Source organism: Cryobacterium sp. Sr3 (assembly GCF_004402835.1).
Lineage (GTDB): Bacteria > Actinomycetota > Actinomycetes > Actinomycetales > Microbacteriaceae > Cryobacterium > Cryobacterium sandaracinum.
Genome location: NZ_SOFA01000014.1, coordinates 24,687 through 38,190 on the forward strand (window position 1 = coordinate 24,687; position 13,504 = coordinate 38,190).

The window sequence follows — 13,504 nt, forward strand, 5'->3', positions numbered from 1 at the left end:
GCGTCGCCGAATGACCAAACCGGCACAATAGCGCTTGACCGACGATTTCACATACGTTCTGACGCGGGGGTTGCTGAACGCCCGATAGCCGAACGGCTAGCGGCCGTTCCGTCGTAAGAGAGAATGCCTCGGTGCCCACCTCGGTGCCCACCTCGTGGTGTCGACGAGGTACCCCTGACGCTGGCAGGGGGCAATGCGCAACCCGAATTCGGTCGCATCCTCGCAGTGGCGGGTCATGTGCGATCGTGATAGATCTGAGACATGCACATTTTCCGCGCAGCCTGAGACTCTGCCCGGACATTCACCGTAAATGCACCTCCGAAAGTGAGGGCGGATCTTCCGTCTATCATGGTCAAAATTTAGGAAGTGAAAGAAATGAAAGCAGTCGTTTATAAAGGCCCCAACGCGGTCAACGTTGAAGACGTTCCGGATGCCAAGATCGAACGCCCCACTGACGTTCTTGTTCGCATCACAGCGACAAATATTTGCGGTTCCGATTTGCACATGTACGAGGGACGCACCGATTTCGAAGTCGGGCGCACCTTTGGTCACGAGAACATGGGTGAGGTCATCGAGATCGGAAACGGCGTCGACGCCGTCAAGGTCGGCGATCGGGTCGTGCTGCCATTCAATATTTCCTGCGGGTTTTGCAAGAATTGCGAACGCGGTTTCACGAACTACTGCATGACCACTCAACCAAACCCGGTCGGCGCGGGCGCCGCCTACGGCTTCGCTGGCATGGGTCCGTATCCCGGCGGGCAGGCCCAAATGCTGCGTGTGCCCTACGGCGATAACAACTGCTTGCGCCTGGGTGAAGACGCGGTAGAAAAGCAAAACGATTACGTGATGCTGTCGGACATTTTCCCTACCGGTTACCACGCTACCGAGATGGCCGGAGTGATCCCCGGTGACACGGTCGTGATTTACGGTGCGGGTCCAGTCGGACTGATGGCCGCCCTGTCCGCCACGATCAAGGGCGCGAGTAAAGTTTGGGTCGTGGATCGACGCCCTGACCGGCTGGCCCTCGCCGAGCAGATCGGTGCGATCGCCATTGATGACTCGAAGATGGACCCGGTTGAGTTCGTTTTGGACCAGACCAAGGGTATCGGCGCGGACCGGGGGTGTGAATGCGTGGGTTATCAGGCCCACGACCCCCAGGGCACCGAAGATCCCGCCATGACTCTGAATCGGCTGATCCAGTCCGTGCGCATCACCGGGGGAATCGGCGTTGTCGGAGTCTTCCTTCCGGCAGATCCCGGCGGCTTCGACGATAACGCCAAGCAGGGCAAACTTGCCATTGATTATGGCCTGCAGTGGCTTAAGGGTCAAAGCATAGGCAGCGGACAATGCCCGGTGAAGAAGTACAATCGGCAGTTGCGCGACCTGATCGCCGCGGGCAAAGCCAAGCCATCCTGGATCGTTTCCCACGAGATCCCCCTCAGCAAAGCCGCGGATGCCTACAAGAACTTTGGCGAACGCACCAACGGTTGGACCAAAGTCATCCTCAAGCCGGAGTAGGCCAACCGATCCTTCGTTGGGTATCCGCGCGTGCGCCGCCGCACGGCTACCCGGGATGAGGGCAGCAGCGCGTTCCGCGATGGCGACGACGGCGGCATCCGTGTTGCCGGACATTGTCGAGGGCATAATCGAGGCGTCTGCGACACGCAGTCCGACGATTCCGTGCACCCGCAATTCCGGGGGGCAGCGGCCCGACCGTCATCGGACTGTCGGTGCCCCGGATCACGGCCCTCCGTCGTCTCACCACGCCGATCGTGCTTCCATGCTCGGCAACATGGTGCTGATTTGCTCGGCGGTGGACCGGCCGCGGTCATCGACCACGCGACCATCGGCCAGGAGGATGATGCGGTCGGCATAGCTGGCGGCCTGCAGCGCGGCGATGACCTGCGTCTGGCTGAGCCGCAGCGCCTCTTCCCAGGCGGTGGCGAACGCATCCGAGGTCACCACCTGTTCGGCCGACGAGGCCGCCACGTGCGGTCGAGATCGCCCGCCACGTGCGGTCGAGATCGCCCGCCACACCTTCCGAAATCGGCCGAAGGTGACGAGGTCGGAGCCGGTGCGCGACGACATCCGTCACGCCTGCGGCGAACAGAGGCACTCATTTCAGGGTTCGCTCGTTACTCTCGATGTATCGGCGCCACAACTGCCCTGGCGCCAAGGGAGCGATCACATGTTTGAGAGATTTACCGACCGAGCTCGACGCGTCGTTGTTTTGGCCCAGGAAGAGGCCAAAATGCTCAACCACAACTACATCGGTACTGAGCACATCCTGCTCGGCCTGATCCACGAAGGCGAGGGAGTTGCGGCCAAAGCCCTCGAGAGCCTGGGTATTTCCCTCGACGCCGTGCGTGAGCAGGTGCAGGACATCATCGGTCAGGGCCAGCAGCAGCCGACGGGGCACATCCCGTTCACGCCGCGCGCCAAGAAGGTTCTCGAACTGAGCCTGCGCGAAGCACTGCAGCTCGGCCACAACTACATCGGCACCGAGCACATTCTGCTCGGCCTCATCCGCGAGGGTGAAGGCGTTGCCGCCCAGGTGCTCGTCAAGCTCGGCGCCGACCTCAACCGGGTGCGCCAGCAGGTCATCCAGCTCCTCTCTGGTTACCAGGGCAAGGAGCAGGTGCAGGTCGGCGCGAACGAGCAGGCGAGCGGTCCGGCGGGCAGCCAGATTCTCGACCAGTTCGGGCGCAACCTCACGCAGGCCGCCCGCGACAACAAACTCGACCCGGTCATCGGGCGCGAGAAGGAGATCGAGCGGGTCATGCAGATCCTGTCCCGCCGGTCCAAGAACAACCCGGTTCTGATCGGTGAGCCCGGAGTCGGCAAGACCGCCGTCGTCGAGGGTCTCGCCCAGGCCATCGTCAAGGGCGATGTACCCGAGACGCTGAAAGACAAACAGCTCTACTCGCTCGACCTCGGCTCGCTCATCGCCGGAAGCCGCTATCGCGGTGACTTCGAGGAGCGGCTGAAGAAGGTCACCAAGGAGATCCGCACCCGCGGCGACATCATCATCTTCATCGACGAGATCCACACCCTCGTCGGTGCCGGTGCCGCTGAGGGCGCCATCGACGCGGCCAGCATCCTGAAGCCTCTCCTTGCCCGAGGCGAGCTGCAGACCATCGGTGCCACCACGATCGACGAGTACCGCAAGCACTTCGAGAAGGATGCCGCGCTCGAGCGACGCTTCCAGCCGATCCAGGTGGCCGAGCCGTCTCTGCCCCACACCATCAATATCCTCAAGGGGCTGCGCGACCGGTACGAGGCGCACCACAAGGTCTCGATCACCGACGGCGCTCTCGTGGCCGCGGCGAACCTGGCCGACCGCTACGTCTCCGACCGGTTCCTGCCGGACAAGGCCATCGACCTGATCGACGAGGCCGGCGCCCGCCTGCGCCTGTCGATCCTGTCCAGCCCGCCCGAGCTGCGCGAATTCGACGAGAAGATCGCCGTGGTGCGCGCCGCCAAGGAGACCGCCATCGAGGAGCAGGACTTCGAGAAGGCCGCCGGCCTGCGCGACGAGGAGAAGAACCTCCTCGGCGAGCGTTTGCGCCTCGAGAAGAAGTGGAAGTCGGGCGACGTCAAAACGACCGCCGTCGTCGACGAGGGCCTGATCGCCGAGGTTCTGGCCCAGGCCACCGGCATCCCCGTCTTCAAACTCACCGAGGAGGAGTCCTCGCGGCTCGTCTTCATGGAGAAGGCGCTGCACCAGCGCGTCATCGGTCAGGAAGAGGCCATCTCGGCGCTCGCCAAAACCATCCGTCGCACCCGTGCCGGACTGAAGGACCCGAAGCGCCCGAGCGGTTCGTTCATCTTCGCGGGCCCCACCGGCGTCGGAAAGACCGAGCTGGCCAAGGCGCTCGCCGAGTTCCTCTTCGACGACGAGGCCGCCATGATCTCCCTCGACATGAGTGAGTACGGCGAGAAGCACACCGTGTCCCGACTGTTCGGCGCCCCTCCCGGGTTCGTCGGCTTCGAAGAGGGCGGCCAGCTCACCGAGAAGGTGCGCCGCAAGCCGTTCTCCGTGGTGCTGTTCGACGAGATCGAGAAGGCCCACCCTGACATCTTCAACTCGCTCCTGCAGATTCTTGAAGAGGGCCGATTGACGGATGGCCAGGGTCGCGTCGTCGACTTCAAGAACACCGTGATCATCATGACCACGAACCTCGGCACCAAGGACATCAGCGGCGCGCCCGTCGGTTTCCAACTCGAGGGTGACACGTCCACCGGTTACGACCGGATGAGCGGCAAGGTGAAAGAGGAGCTGAAGAAGCACTTCAAGCCCGAGTTCCTCAACCGCGTGGACGAGATCATCGTCTTCCCGCAGCTGACCAAGCCGGAACTGCTCCAGATCGTGGACCTGTTCATCAAGCGCTTGAGCGAGCGCCTGCTCGACCGCGACATGACCGTGGACCTGACCCTCGCCGTGAAGGAGCACTTGATCGAGGTCGGCTTCGACCCCGCACTCGGTGCCCGTCCGTTACGCCGTGCGATCCAGCGCGAGGTGGAGGACCGCCTGTCGGAAAAGATCCTGCAGGGCGAGCTCAACGCCGGCGACCACGTGCACGTGGATTACGTGGGTGGGGAGTACATCTTCACCACGACGGTGCGCGCCTCCGCCGTAGCCGTCGGCGTCAACACCACGGCCGCAATCGGCACGGGGCCGGGCTCACCCGACCTCGCGGTGACCAGCGAGTAGCGGTAACCCGTTGGACAGGGCCCGGCGGAAACATCCGCCGGGCCCTGTCTCGTGCTCGCCCGGCCCCGACTCCCTGACGAATTCGGCGGAGATTTTGCTCCTGCGGGCCTGTTTCGGGCTCAAAACGGGCAGGTTCGGCAAAATCTCCGTCGAATTCGCTCCCCCCACAGCTGCCTAGACTGAGCTGGTTGGTTCGCGTGAGTGAACCGAGAGAGATCGGTGGGCAGCGAATGCAGGAGTTTTTGGTGCGCCGGGCACGCACCACCGATGTGCCCCGAATCCAGGCGCTCGTGGCGCCGCTGGTGCAGGAGCGCATTCTGCTCGGCAAGGAAAGCGTCGTCTTCTATGAGGCGGTGCAGGAATTCCGGGTGGTCGAGGATGCCGACGGCACTCTGATCGGCTGCGGCGCCCTGCACGTGATGTGGGAGGACCTGGGCGAGGTGCGCACCCTCGCCGTGACCGCCGACCGGCTCGGCCACGGCGTCGGCCACGCGCTGATGGACCGGCTCGAAGCGGATGCTCGCGAGCTCGGGCTCAGCCGCCTCTTCTGCCTGACCTTCGAGGTGCCATTTTTCGCCCGGCACGGCTTCACCGACATGGGCTCCGAAACGGTCGACCCGCAAGTGTACGCCGAGCTCGTGCGCTCGCACGATGAGGGTGTCGCCGAGTTCCTCGACCTGGCCCGGGTCAAGCCGAACACGCTCGGCAACACCCGGATGGTCAAGCGGCTCGACTGACCGTCTGAAAGCTGACCGCAGTGGGCAGAAGACAGCGAGAGACTACCCGTTCAGGTGCCGCTCAGGTGAGGGTAGTTCTGGAGATTTCTGCTCATCCGAGCGAAACGCTCAAATTCACTGATTGTTACTTCGCAGGTAGCGCACTGGCAACACCGCGTCCGTAGCATGGCGATCACTGTCGATCGTTAATAGCTGAGGAAAACTATGTCGCCTGCACCGAACAGCCGTCTGAAACTGGCTTTTTCTGCTCTACTCGGAGTGGGGCTGGTCGCCAGCCCCCTGGTGGCCCTGCCCGCCTTCGCCGACGTCGGCGGCACCGGGGTCGTGATCAACGAGGCCTACCTGAACGGCGGCAGCACGGGAGCGACCTACCTCAACAAGTTCGTCGAGCTCTACAACCCCACGGACGCTGCCGTCTCCCTCGACGGCACCTCGCTGCAGTATCGGTCGGCCACAGGCGCGGCGAACCCGTCCGGCACGCTTGCACTGAGCGGCTCGATCCCCGCCAAGGGGTACTACCTGGTGCAGGGAACGGCCAACTCGACCAGCGGCGCGGCGCTGCCCACCCCCAACGCCACCCTCGGCTTCTCTTTCGGCGGCGGAGGCGGAACCCTCTTCCTCGCCAGCCAGGCCGCGCAGCTGACGGCCCCGGCCACGGGATCCCTCCTCAATGCCCCGGGCGTCATCGACCTACTCGGCTACGGCACGTCGCTCACGTTCGAGACCACGGTGGCGTCCGCCGCATCCGTCACCACCGCGCTCACCCGCGCCACGGGCCTCGACACTGACGTCAACTCGGCCGACTTCATCGTCGCGGCTCCCACCCCGACGAACGCCGCAGGCGAGGCCGCGGCGACCCCGGTCGACCCGACCGCGACGCCCACCGCGACGCCCACCCCGACGCCCACCCCGACGCCCACCGCGACGACTCCGCCCGTGCCTGCCGCCGCCCTTGCGATCAACGAGATCCAGGGCTCCACGGATGCCGGCGCCCAGACCGGTAAGGTCGTCACGACGACCGGCGTCGTCACCGCCACATATCCCACGGGCGGTTTCAAAGGCTTTTACCTGCAGACCCCCGGCACCGGCGGCGCGGTCGACTTGACCACGCACACCGCGTCCGACGGCCTCTTCGTCTACACGAACGCACTGGCCGCCCCGGTCACGGCAGGCGACTACGTCTCCGTCACCGGCACTGCGAGCGAGTTCTTCGGCCTCACCCAGATCACGATCACCGCGCTCAGCGACGTGACCGCGTTGGACAAGGCCGGGATCGTCGGCCCGGTGCCGGCCACGGTCGGCCTCCCGTCAACGGATGCCGCACGTGAGTCTCTCGAGGGCATGCTCGTCTCCCCGCAGGGCGACTTCACCGTCACCAACAACTACGCGACCAACCAGTACGGCGAGATCGGCCTCGCGGCCGGAACCACCCCGCTCGTCGGCCCGACCGTCACCGCCCGCCCGGGAACGGACGCGTACACCGCGGCCGTCGCCGGCAATAAGGCGCGCGCGGTCACCCTCGACGACGGCGCCACCACCAACTTCTTGTCCAGCATCAACAAGGACAAGCCCGTTCCCTACCTTTCGACGACCAGCCCGGTGCGCATCGGCGCGGCCGTCACGTTCGCGACGCCGGTCATCCTCGACTTCCGCAACAGTGCCTGGAAGTTCCAGCCGACCACCGAACTGGTGCCTGCGACCGCCGCAGCCGTGCAGCCCGCAACCTTCGCCGACACCCGCACCGCGGCACCTCGATCGGTGGGCGGCGACATCCGTCTGGCCACCTTCAACGTGCTCAACTACTTCGCCACCACCGGGGACTCGATCACCGGCTGCAGCTACTACACCGACCGGGCCGGCACGCCGATCACGGTCAACAGCGGATGCGACGCCCGCGGCGCGGCCACCCAGGTCAGCTTCGAGCGCCAGCAGGCAAAGATCGTCTCGGCGATCAACGCCCTCGACGCCCACGTCATCACGCTGGAAGAGATCGAGAACTCGGCCCGCTTCGGCAAGGACCGCGACTTTGCCCTCGCCAACCTCGTCACCGCCCTGAACACCGACGCGGGCAGCCCGGTTTGGGCGTTCGTACCCTCACCGGCCGCCCTCCCCGCCAGCGAAGATGTCATCCGCACCGCATTCATCTACAAGACCGCCGCGGTCGAAACCGTCGGCGGATCGACCATCTTCGACGACGCCGCGTTCGTGAACGCCCGCCAGCCGCTCGCCCAGGCGTTCCAGTTGGTCGGCGACGCCGGCAGCAGCTTCCTCGCGATCGTCAACCACTTCAAGTCGAAGGGTTCCGGAACCGGCGCCGACGCCAACACCGGCGACGGCCAGGGAGCCTCGAACCTGTCCCGCGTGAACCAGGCGACCGCGCTCGTCAAGTTCGCCGACACGCTGAAGACCAGTACCGGCATCGCGCGCGTCTTCCTCACCGGTGACTTCAACGCCTACGACCAGGAAGACCCGATCAAGGTCATCACCGACGCGGGCTACCTCAGCCAGGAGGCCAAGAGCGGCGAGTACACCTACGCCTTCGGTGGCACCGTCGGCTCGCTCGACCACGTGTTCGCGTCACCCGAGGCAAATGCCGCGGTCACCGATGTGGACGTCTGGAACATCAACTCGGTCGAGTCCGTTGCGCTCGAGTACAGCCGCTACAACAACAACGTCACCGACTTCTACGTGGCCGACGCGTTCCGCTCGTCGGACCACGACCCGGCGATCGTCGGCTTGGACCTCGCCAGCCCCACCGACGTCGACATCAACCTGCTCAACATCAACGACTTCCACGGGCGCATCGACGGCAATACGGTGAAGTTCGCCGGAACGATCGAGCAGCTCCGCGCGGAATACGGAGACGCGTCCACTTTGTTCCTCTCCGACGGTGACAACATCGGCGCCTCCCTGTTCGCCTCGGCGTCGCAGGGCGACAGGCCCACCATAGACGTGCTGAACGCGCTCGGCCTCAAGACCTCGGCCGTGGGCAACCACGAGTTCGACCAGGGCTTCGCCGACCTCACCGGGCGCGTCGCCGACTCCGCCGACTTCGACTACCTCGGCGCGAACGTCTACCTGCTCGGAACGACGACCCCGGCGATGCAGGAATATGCGATCTTCGACGTCGACGGCGTCTCGGTCGGTGTGATCGGCGCCGTCACCAAGGAGACCCCGGCGCTGGTGTCGCCGAACGGGATCGCCAGCCTGAGCTTCGGTGACCCGGTAGCCGCGGTCAACCGGGTCTCGGCCCAGCTCACCGACGGTGACCCGGCCAACGGCGAAGCCGACGTGCTGATCGCCGAGTACCACGAGGGTGCCAGCGCCGGAACGCCGGACAACGCGACCCTCGAGCAGGAACTCGCCCTCACCGACAGTGCGTTCGCAGTGATCGTCACGCAGACCTCAGCCGAAGTCGACGCGATCTTCACCGGCCACACGCACAAGCAATACGCGTGGAACGCACAGTTGCCCGGTGCGCCCGCCGGTATCACCCGCCCGGTGCTTCAGACCGGCAACTACGGTGAGAACATCGGCCAGGTCGTGCTGAACTACGACATTGCCTCCGGTGACACCACGACCGTGAAGAACCAGAACGTCAAGCGCTCGGTCACCGCCGACGCCACCCTGGTCGCCGCCTACCCGCGGGTCGCCTTGGTGAAGACAATCACGGATGCCGCGCTCGCCCAGGCGGCCGTCATCGGCAACCAGCCGATCGGCTCCGTCACCGCCGACATCACCCGCGCCTGCCTCGGTGGCACCGCACCGTGCGCGGAGAACCGGGCCGCACCATCGGCGATGGGCACCCTGGTGGCCAACTCGCTGCGCGAATCGCTGGCTGACCCGCTCAAGGGCGGCGCCGAAATCGGCGTGGTCAACCCCGGCGGCATGCGCGCCGAGCTGCTACTCGCACCGGACGGCGTCGTCACCTACGCCGAGGCCAACGCGGTGCTGCCGTTCCTGAACAACCTGTGGACGACCAGCCTCACCGGGGCCCAGTTCAAGACGGTTCTGGAGCAGCAGTGGCAGCGTGACGCGGCCGGCAACATTCCGAGCCGTCCGTACCTGCAGCTGGGCCTCTCCGACAACGTCAACTACACGTTCGACGCGAGCCGGACCGAGGGTGACCGCATTACGGGCATCTGGATCAACGGCTCGGCAATCGACCCGGCGCGCTCCTACCGGGTCGGCTCGTTCAACTTCTTGCTCACCGGAGGCGACAACTTTCGGGAGTTCAAGAACGGAACGGGCACGCGCGACTCCGGTCTCGTCGACCGGGACGCGTGGATCTCCTACATCACGGCCAAGAGCCCGCTGACGCCGTCGTTCGCCACCCGCCAGGCCAGTGTCACGGGTGTCCCGACCGTGGCGGTCGAGCGCGGCGCCTCGGTCACGTTCACCGTGGGCAACCTGAACCTGAGCTCGCTCGGCGCGCCGAAGAACACGGCAATGTCGTTGGTCTGGGCCGGCAGCAGTGCCGGACTGGGAACGGCAGCCGTTGACGCAACGGGTGCGGCGACGGTCACCGTCACGGTGCCGCAGGATGCCGCGGCGAACAGCGTGCTCGAACTCACCACCACGGAGTCAGGCACGATCGTGCGGGTGCCGATCACGGTCGTTGTGCCGGTTCCGCCGACGACTGAACCGGTCGCCGCCAGCCCGAAGGCGCTGACCAAGGCACTCAAGAACGCGATCGTCACGGACGCGGCCACGTATGCCGTGGGTGCCCCGGTCACGGTCGACGTCGGAGTGGCGCGTGCCGGTGAGTTCGTCTCCGTATCGCTGCAGTCCAAGCCAGTGGAGAACCTGGGCGGCTGGCTGCTGGTGAACGCGCAGGGTGAGGTCAGAACGACCCTGCCGGCCGACACCCGTGCGGGCAAGTACAAGCTGGTCGTGCAGGACGAGAACGATAACGTGCTCGGCTGGACCGAGATCAGGGTCGACAAGGCGCCGCGCGGCCGGTAGTACCGCCCGGAGCAAACCGGACCGGCGCGGAACCGAGCCTCTCGAGGTCGGCCGCGCCGGTTCGGCGTTTCCCGCCCGACACGCGCACGACACGCACAGCATTGCCGGCGGCGCCGGTATACCTCGCTAGCCTTGGGTAATGTCGACGATCAAACATCCGGTCGGCCCCCAGTCCAGCAAGGTGTACTGGCGCCGTCGTCTCGTGGTGGGCCTCGGCCTGCTCATCGTGCTCGCCCTCCTCATCCTGGTCATCTCGTCCATCGTGCGCCCGGCCGCCGGCACCGGTGTGCCCGACAGCACTCCGGCGCCCGCGGCCGAGGCGGCCGGAGCGGAGGTCTCCGCCTCCGACCCGGCGGCCGACCCGGCCGCGTGCGACCCCGCATCCGTGCAGATCGAAGCGACCACCGACGCGGTCAGCTACGAACCGGGGGCGCAGCCGATGCTCTCGCTCAGCGTCACCAACATCGGCGACGTGCCGTGCGTGCTGAACGCGGGCACGGCGACGCAGGTGTTCACGGTGTCGAGCGGCACGGATGTCTACTGGACGTCGACCGACTGCCAGCAGGAGCCAGGCGACGCCGACGTCAGCCTGCAGCCGGGTGAACCCGTGAGTTCCGACGAAGCGATCGCCTGGGACCGCACCCGTTCGAACCCGGACACCTGCGGCGAAGCCAGCCGCGATGCCGCGCCGGCCGGCGGAGCGGCCTACAACCTGACCGTGAGCGTCGACGGCATCGAGTCGGTGAACCCGAAGCAGTTCTTCCTCTCCTGATACCGGCCCGGCCGCCGTTCGCTCGTGGCGTGCCCCCAAGGGTCGGATTCGGCGTGTCACTACCGCGCCAACTGGTTGAATGGAAGCCGTGACTGACGCTACTCCACCGACGCATTCCCCTGCCCTCGCTGCCGCTCTGGCCGCCCAGGATGTGGCCGCTGTGGCCTATGCCCTGCGCAACGATGTGATGATCGTGCCGCAGCTGGTCGTCAACGGGCAGGCGGAACAGGTGCGGGTCTTCGGCCGTGAAGGCACCGACCGCCGGATGCTGCTGCTCTTCTCCTCCGCCGAGAACTACGCCCGCATGGTTCCCGACGAGATCGATCCGCAGATCATGGTCGGTGACGCACAGTGGCTTCGCGAATTCCTCACCGTGCACCAGCAGGTGCTCGAGATGGTGTTCTTCGACGTCGCCGGTCCCCATGTCATGCAGGCCGCACCGGCGGACCTGATGCGCGCCCTCGGCCCGCTGCCCGGCGAGGAAGAAACCGGCACAAGCGAACCCGGCGGGTAGCGCCCGACTGACCCCCTCAGGCTGGGGGTCCCCAGACCCCCGGCCGCGGAGTCGGCCCGCGCTAGGCTGGCCCTAGACAGTGTTCGGCCCGCTCCCGAAGCGGAATCCGACGGACTTTTCACGGTCAGCATTCAGCCTGTCAGGGAGCAGGTCAATGTGGTGGGGACCGAACAGGGTCTGACCGACGCCCGCCTCGCGGGCGTCGAGCGACAGTACTGGATCGACCGCAATGTCGCCCTCCAGGATGCCGAGGCCTGGCTCGCCGAGTTCGGCGACGGGGAGCACGGAGCGACTGCGCGACGGCTGCAGGTTGTCGTCGCGGCTGTGCGCATCCGTCGCGGCGACCCGAGTCAGAGCGCCGTTGACGTGCAACAGATCCTGAGCTGGGCGGAGCAGCACGGTGAGCTCGCCCTGCAGTCGCGCTGTCACGACGTGCTCGGTTCCGTGTTCGAGATGGTGGGCGACCGCGCCCTGGCCCTGGAACACGCCGTCGCCGCGAACGACCTGCTCGAGGAGTCGGAGGTTCCACTCATGCGTGCAGCCGCCCGCAAGTGCCTGGCCGACGCGCTCGGCTCGGCCGGGTCCCTCGACGAGGCGCGCCGCCGCTACGACGATGCCCTCCGCCTCGTGATCGATGACCCCGAGACCATCATCCGCTACAACATCCTGAACAATCTCGCCTACACCGAATACCTGGCCCACAACCAGGTCGAGGCCCTCGCGGCCGTGGAACAGCTGATCGGCCTGTCCGAGGTGGGCGACCGACAGATCGGCATGTACGCCCTCGACACGGTCGCGCGCGTCTACCTGACGGCGGGGCGGCTGGACGAGGCGGAAGCGAAGCTGCTGCCGGCTATGGACCCGGCCGTGGGCAACCTGCATCCCGACGGGTCCGCAGTGGCCCTGGTCACGCTGGCCGAGATCTATCGCACGCAGGGCAATCTGGCCCGAGCGCAGACCGTCATCGACCGGTGCCGCGAGCTGTCCCAGCGGTTCGGGCTCACCCGCTGGTCGACGGAAGCGGCAAGGGAGCAGGCCGAGATCCATGCGGCCAACGGCGATTTTCGCGCCGCGTTCGAGGCGTACCGGCACTTCCACGAACAGTCCGAGGCGCTCGGTGCGAGCGAGAACGAGTCGCGCGGGCGCATCCTCGAGGCCATGTTCCAGACCGCGGAGTCCCGCCGAGAGAGCGAGCGGTACCGAGAGCTGGCTGAGCGCGATCCGCTCACCGGGCTGCACAACCGCCGGTTCGTCGACGAACACCTCAGCGCCGCGCTGATGCGCCTGCGCGAGGGTGGGCCGAGCGTGGCCATCGCCATGGTCGACCTCGATCACTTCAAGCGCATCAACGACACGCTGTCGCATGAGGTCGGCGACACTGTGCTCCGCGAGGTGGGCAGCATCCTGATCGCCGCTGCGGCATCCGCGGCCGACGGCATCGCCGCACGCCTGGGCGGCGAGGAATTCCTGCTGATCATGCCGGGGATTGACGCCACCGAGGCGCACCGGCGTTTCGAGGCGGTCTGCCGCTCGATCGCTGATCACGACTGGTCGCCGATCACCGGCGCCCTGCCGGTGACCGCGAGTCTCGGGATTGCCCTGGCGCCTGCCGACGGCCAGCAGAGCTCGGACCTGCTGCGCGCCGCCGATGTGCGTCTGTACGTGGCCAAACGCGACGGTCGCAATCGGGTCGTTCACGCCGCCATCGTCTCCACGTCGACCCCGGAGGCGGAACTGCTCGAGGCCCGATGATCACGGTGGGTCGGGCTTCCCGCTGGTCGAGCGCCCGGTGGTTGAGCTTG

The 13,504-nt window shown here is 66.3% G+C and carries 8 protein-coding genes and 1 pseudogene; 7 read left to right on the forward strand and 2 right to left on the reverse strand.

Features of this window, described 5'->3' with window-relative positions:
* Positions 1-375 precede the first annotated feature (375 nt).
* Entirely contained in the window at positions 376-1,518 is a 1,143-nt protein-coding gene (locus E3N94_RS03745; RefSeq protein WP_134343463.1) for a glutathione-independent formaldehyde dehydrogenase, read from the forward strand.
* 78 nt (positions 1,519-1,596) lie between these two features.
* Here the strand turns inward: E3N94_RS03745 and E3N94_RS17445 are convergent.
* Together E3N94_RS17445 and E3N94_RS03755 are read right to left on the reverse strand one after the other, a co-directional pair.
* Positions 1,597-1,686 (reverse strand): annotated as a pseudogene (locus E3N94_RS17445) (GMC oxidoreductase); the annotation flags it as partial.
* Between the two features lie 72 nt (positions 1,687-1,758).
* On the reverse strand, positions 1,759-2,088 hold the full coding sequence (locus tag E3N94_RS03755) for a hypothetical protein (RefSeq protein WP_134569834.1): 330 nt from the start codon (positions 2,086-2,088) through the stop codon (positions 1,759-1,761).
* A gap of 100 nt (positions 2,089-2,188) precedes the next feature.
* Between E3N94_RS03755 and E3N94_RS03760 the strand changes: the two genes are divergently transcribed.
* The 6 genes from E3N94_RS03760 to E3N94_RS03785 all read left to right on the forward strand — a co-directional run bounded on the left by E3N94_RS03760 (position 2,189) and on the right by E3N94_RS03785 (position 13,454).
* The gene (locus tag E3N94_RS03760) at positions 2,189-4,714 is read left to right on the forward strand and encodes an ATP-dependent Clp protease ATP-binding subunit (protein ID WP_104102410.1); all 2,526 of its coding nucleotides are present in this window, start codon (positions 2,189-2,191) and stop codon (positions 4,712-4,714) included.
* 230 nt (positions 4,715-4,944) lie between these two features.
* Positions 4,945-5,451, forward strand: a complete 507-nt coding sequence (locus E3N94_RS03765; protein WP_104102407.1) for an amino-acid N-acetyltransferase — start codon at positions 4,945-4,947, stop codon at positions 5,449-5,451.
* Positions 5,452-5,655: 204 nt separating this feature from the next.
* Positions 5,656-10,416 (forward strand): ExeM/NucH family extracellular endonuclease, encoded by a 4,761-nt coding sequence (locus E3N94_RS03770; RefSeq protein ID WP_134569835.1) that lies wholly within the window; start codon positions 5,656-5,658, stop codon positions 10,414-10,416.
* Positions 10,417-10,555: 139 nt separating this feature from the next.
* Complete coding sequence (locus tag E3N94_RS03775; RefSeq protein ID WP_134569836.1) at positions 10,556-11,188, forward strand: hypothetical protein; 633 nt, start codon at positions 10,556-10,558, stop codon at positions 11,186-11,188.
* Positions 11,189-11,276: 88 nt separating this feature from the next.
* Positions 11,277-11,702: a dehydrogenase gene (locus E3N94_RS03780; protein WP_241987057.1), complete on the forward strand. Its 426-nt coding sequence runs from the start codon at positions 11,277-11,279 to the stop codon at positions 11,700-11,702.
* Positions 11,703-11,858: 156 nt separating this feature from the next.
* A complete protein-coding gene (locus E3N94_RS03785) occupies positions 11,859-13,454 on the forward strand; it encodes a GGDEF domain-containing protein (protein WP_134372702.1) in 1,596 nt (531 codons plus the stop codon).
* Positions 13,455-13,504: the final 50 nt, after the last annotated feature.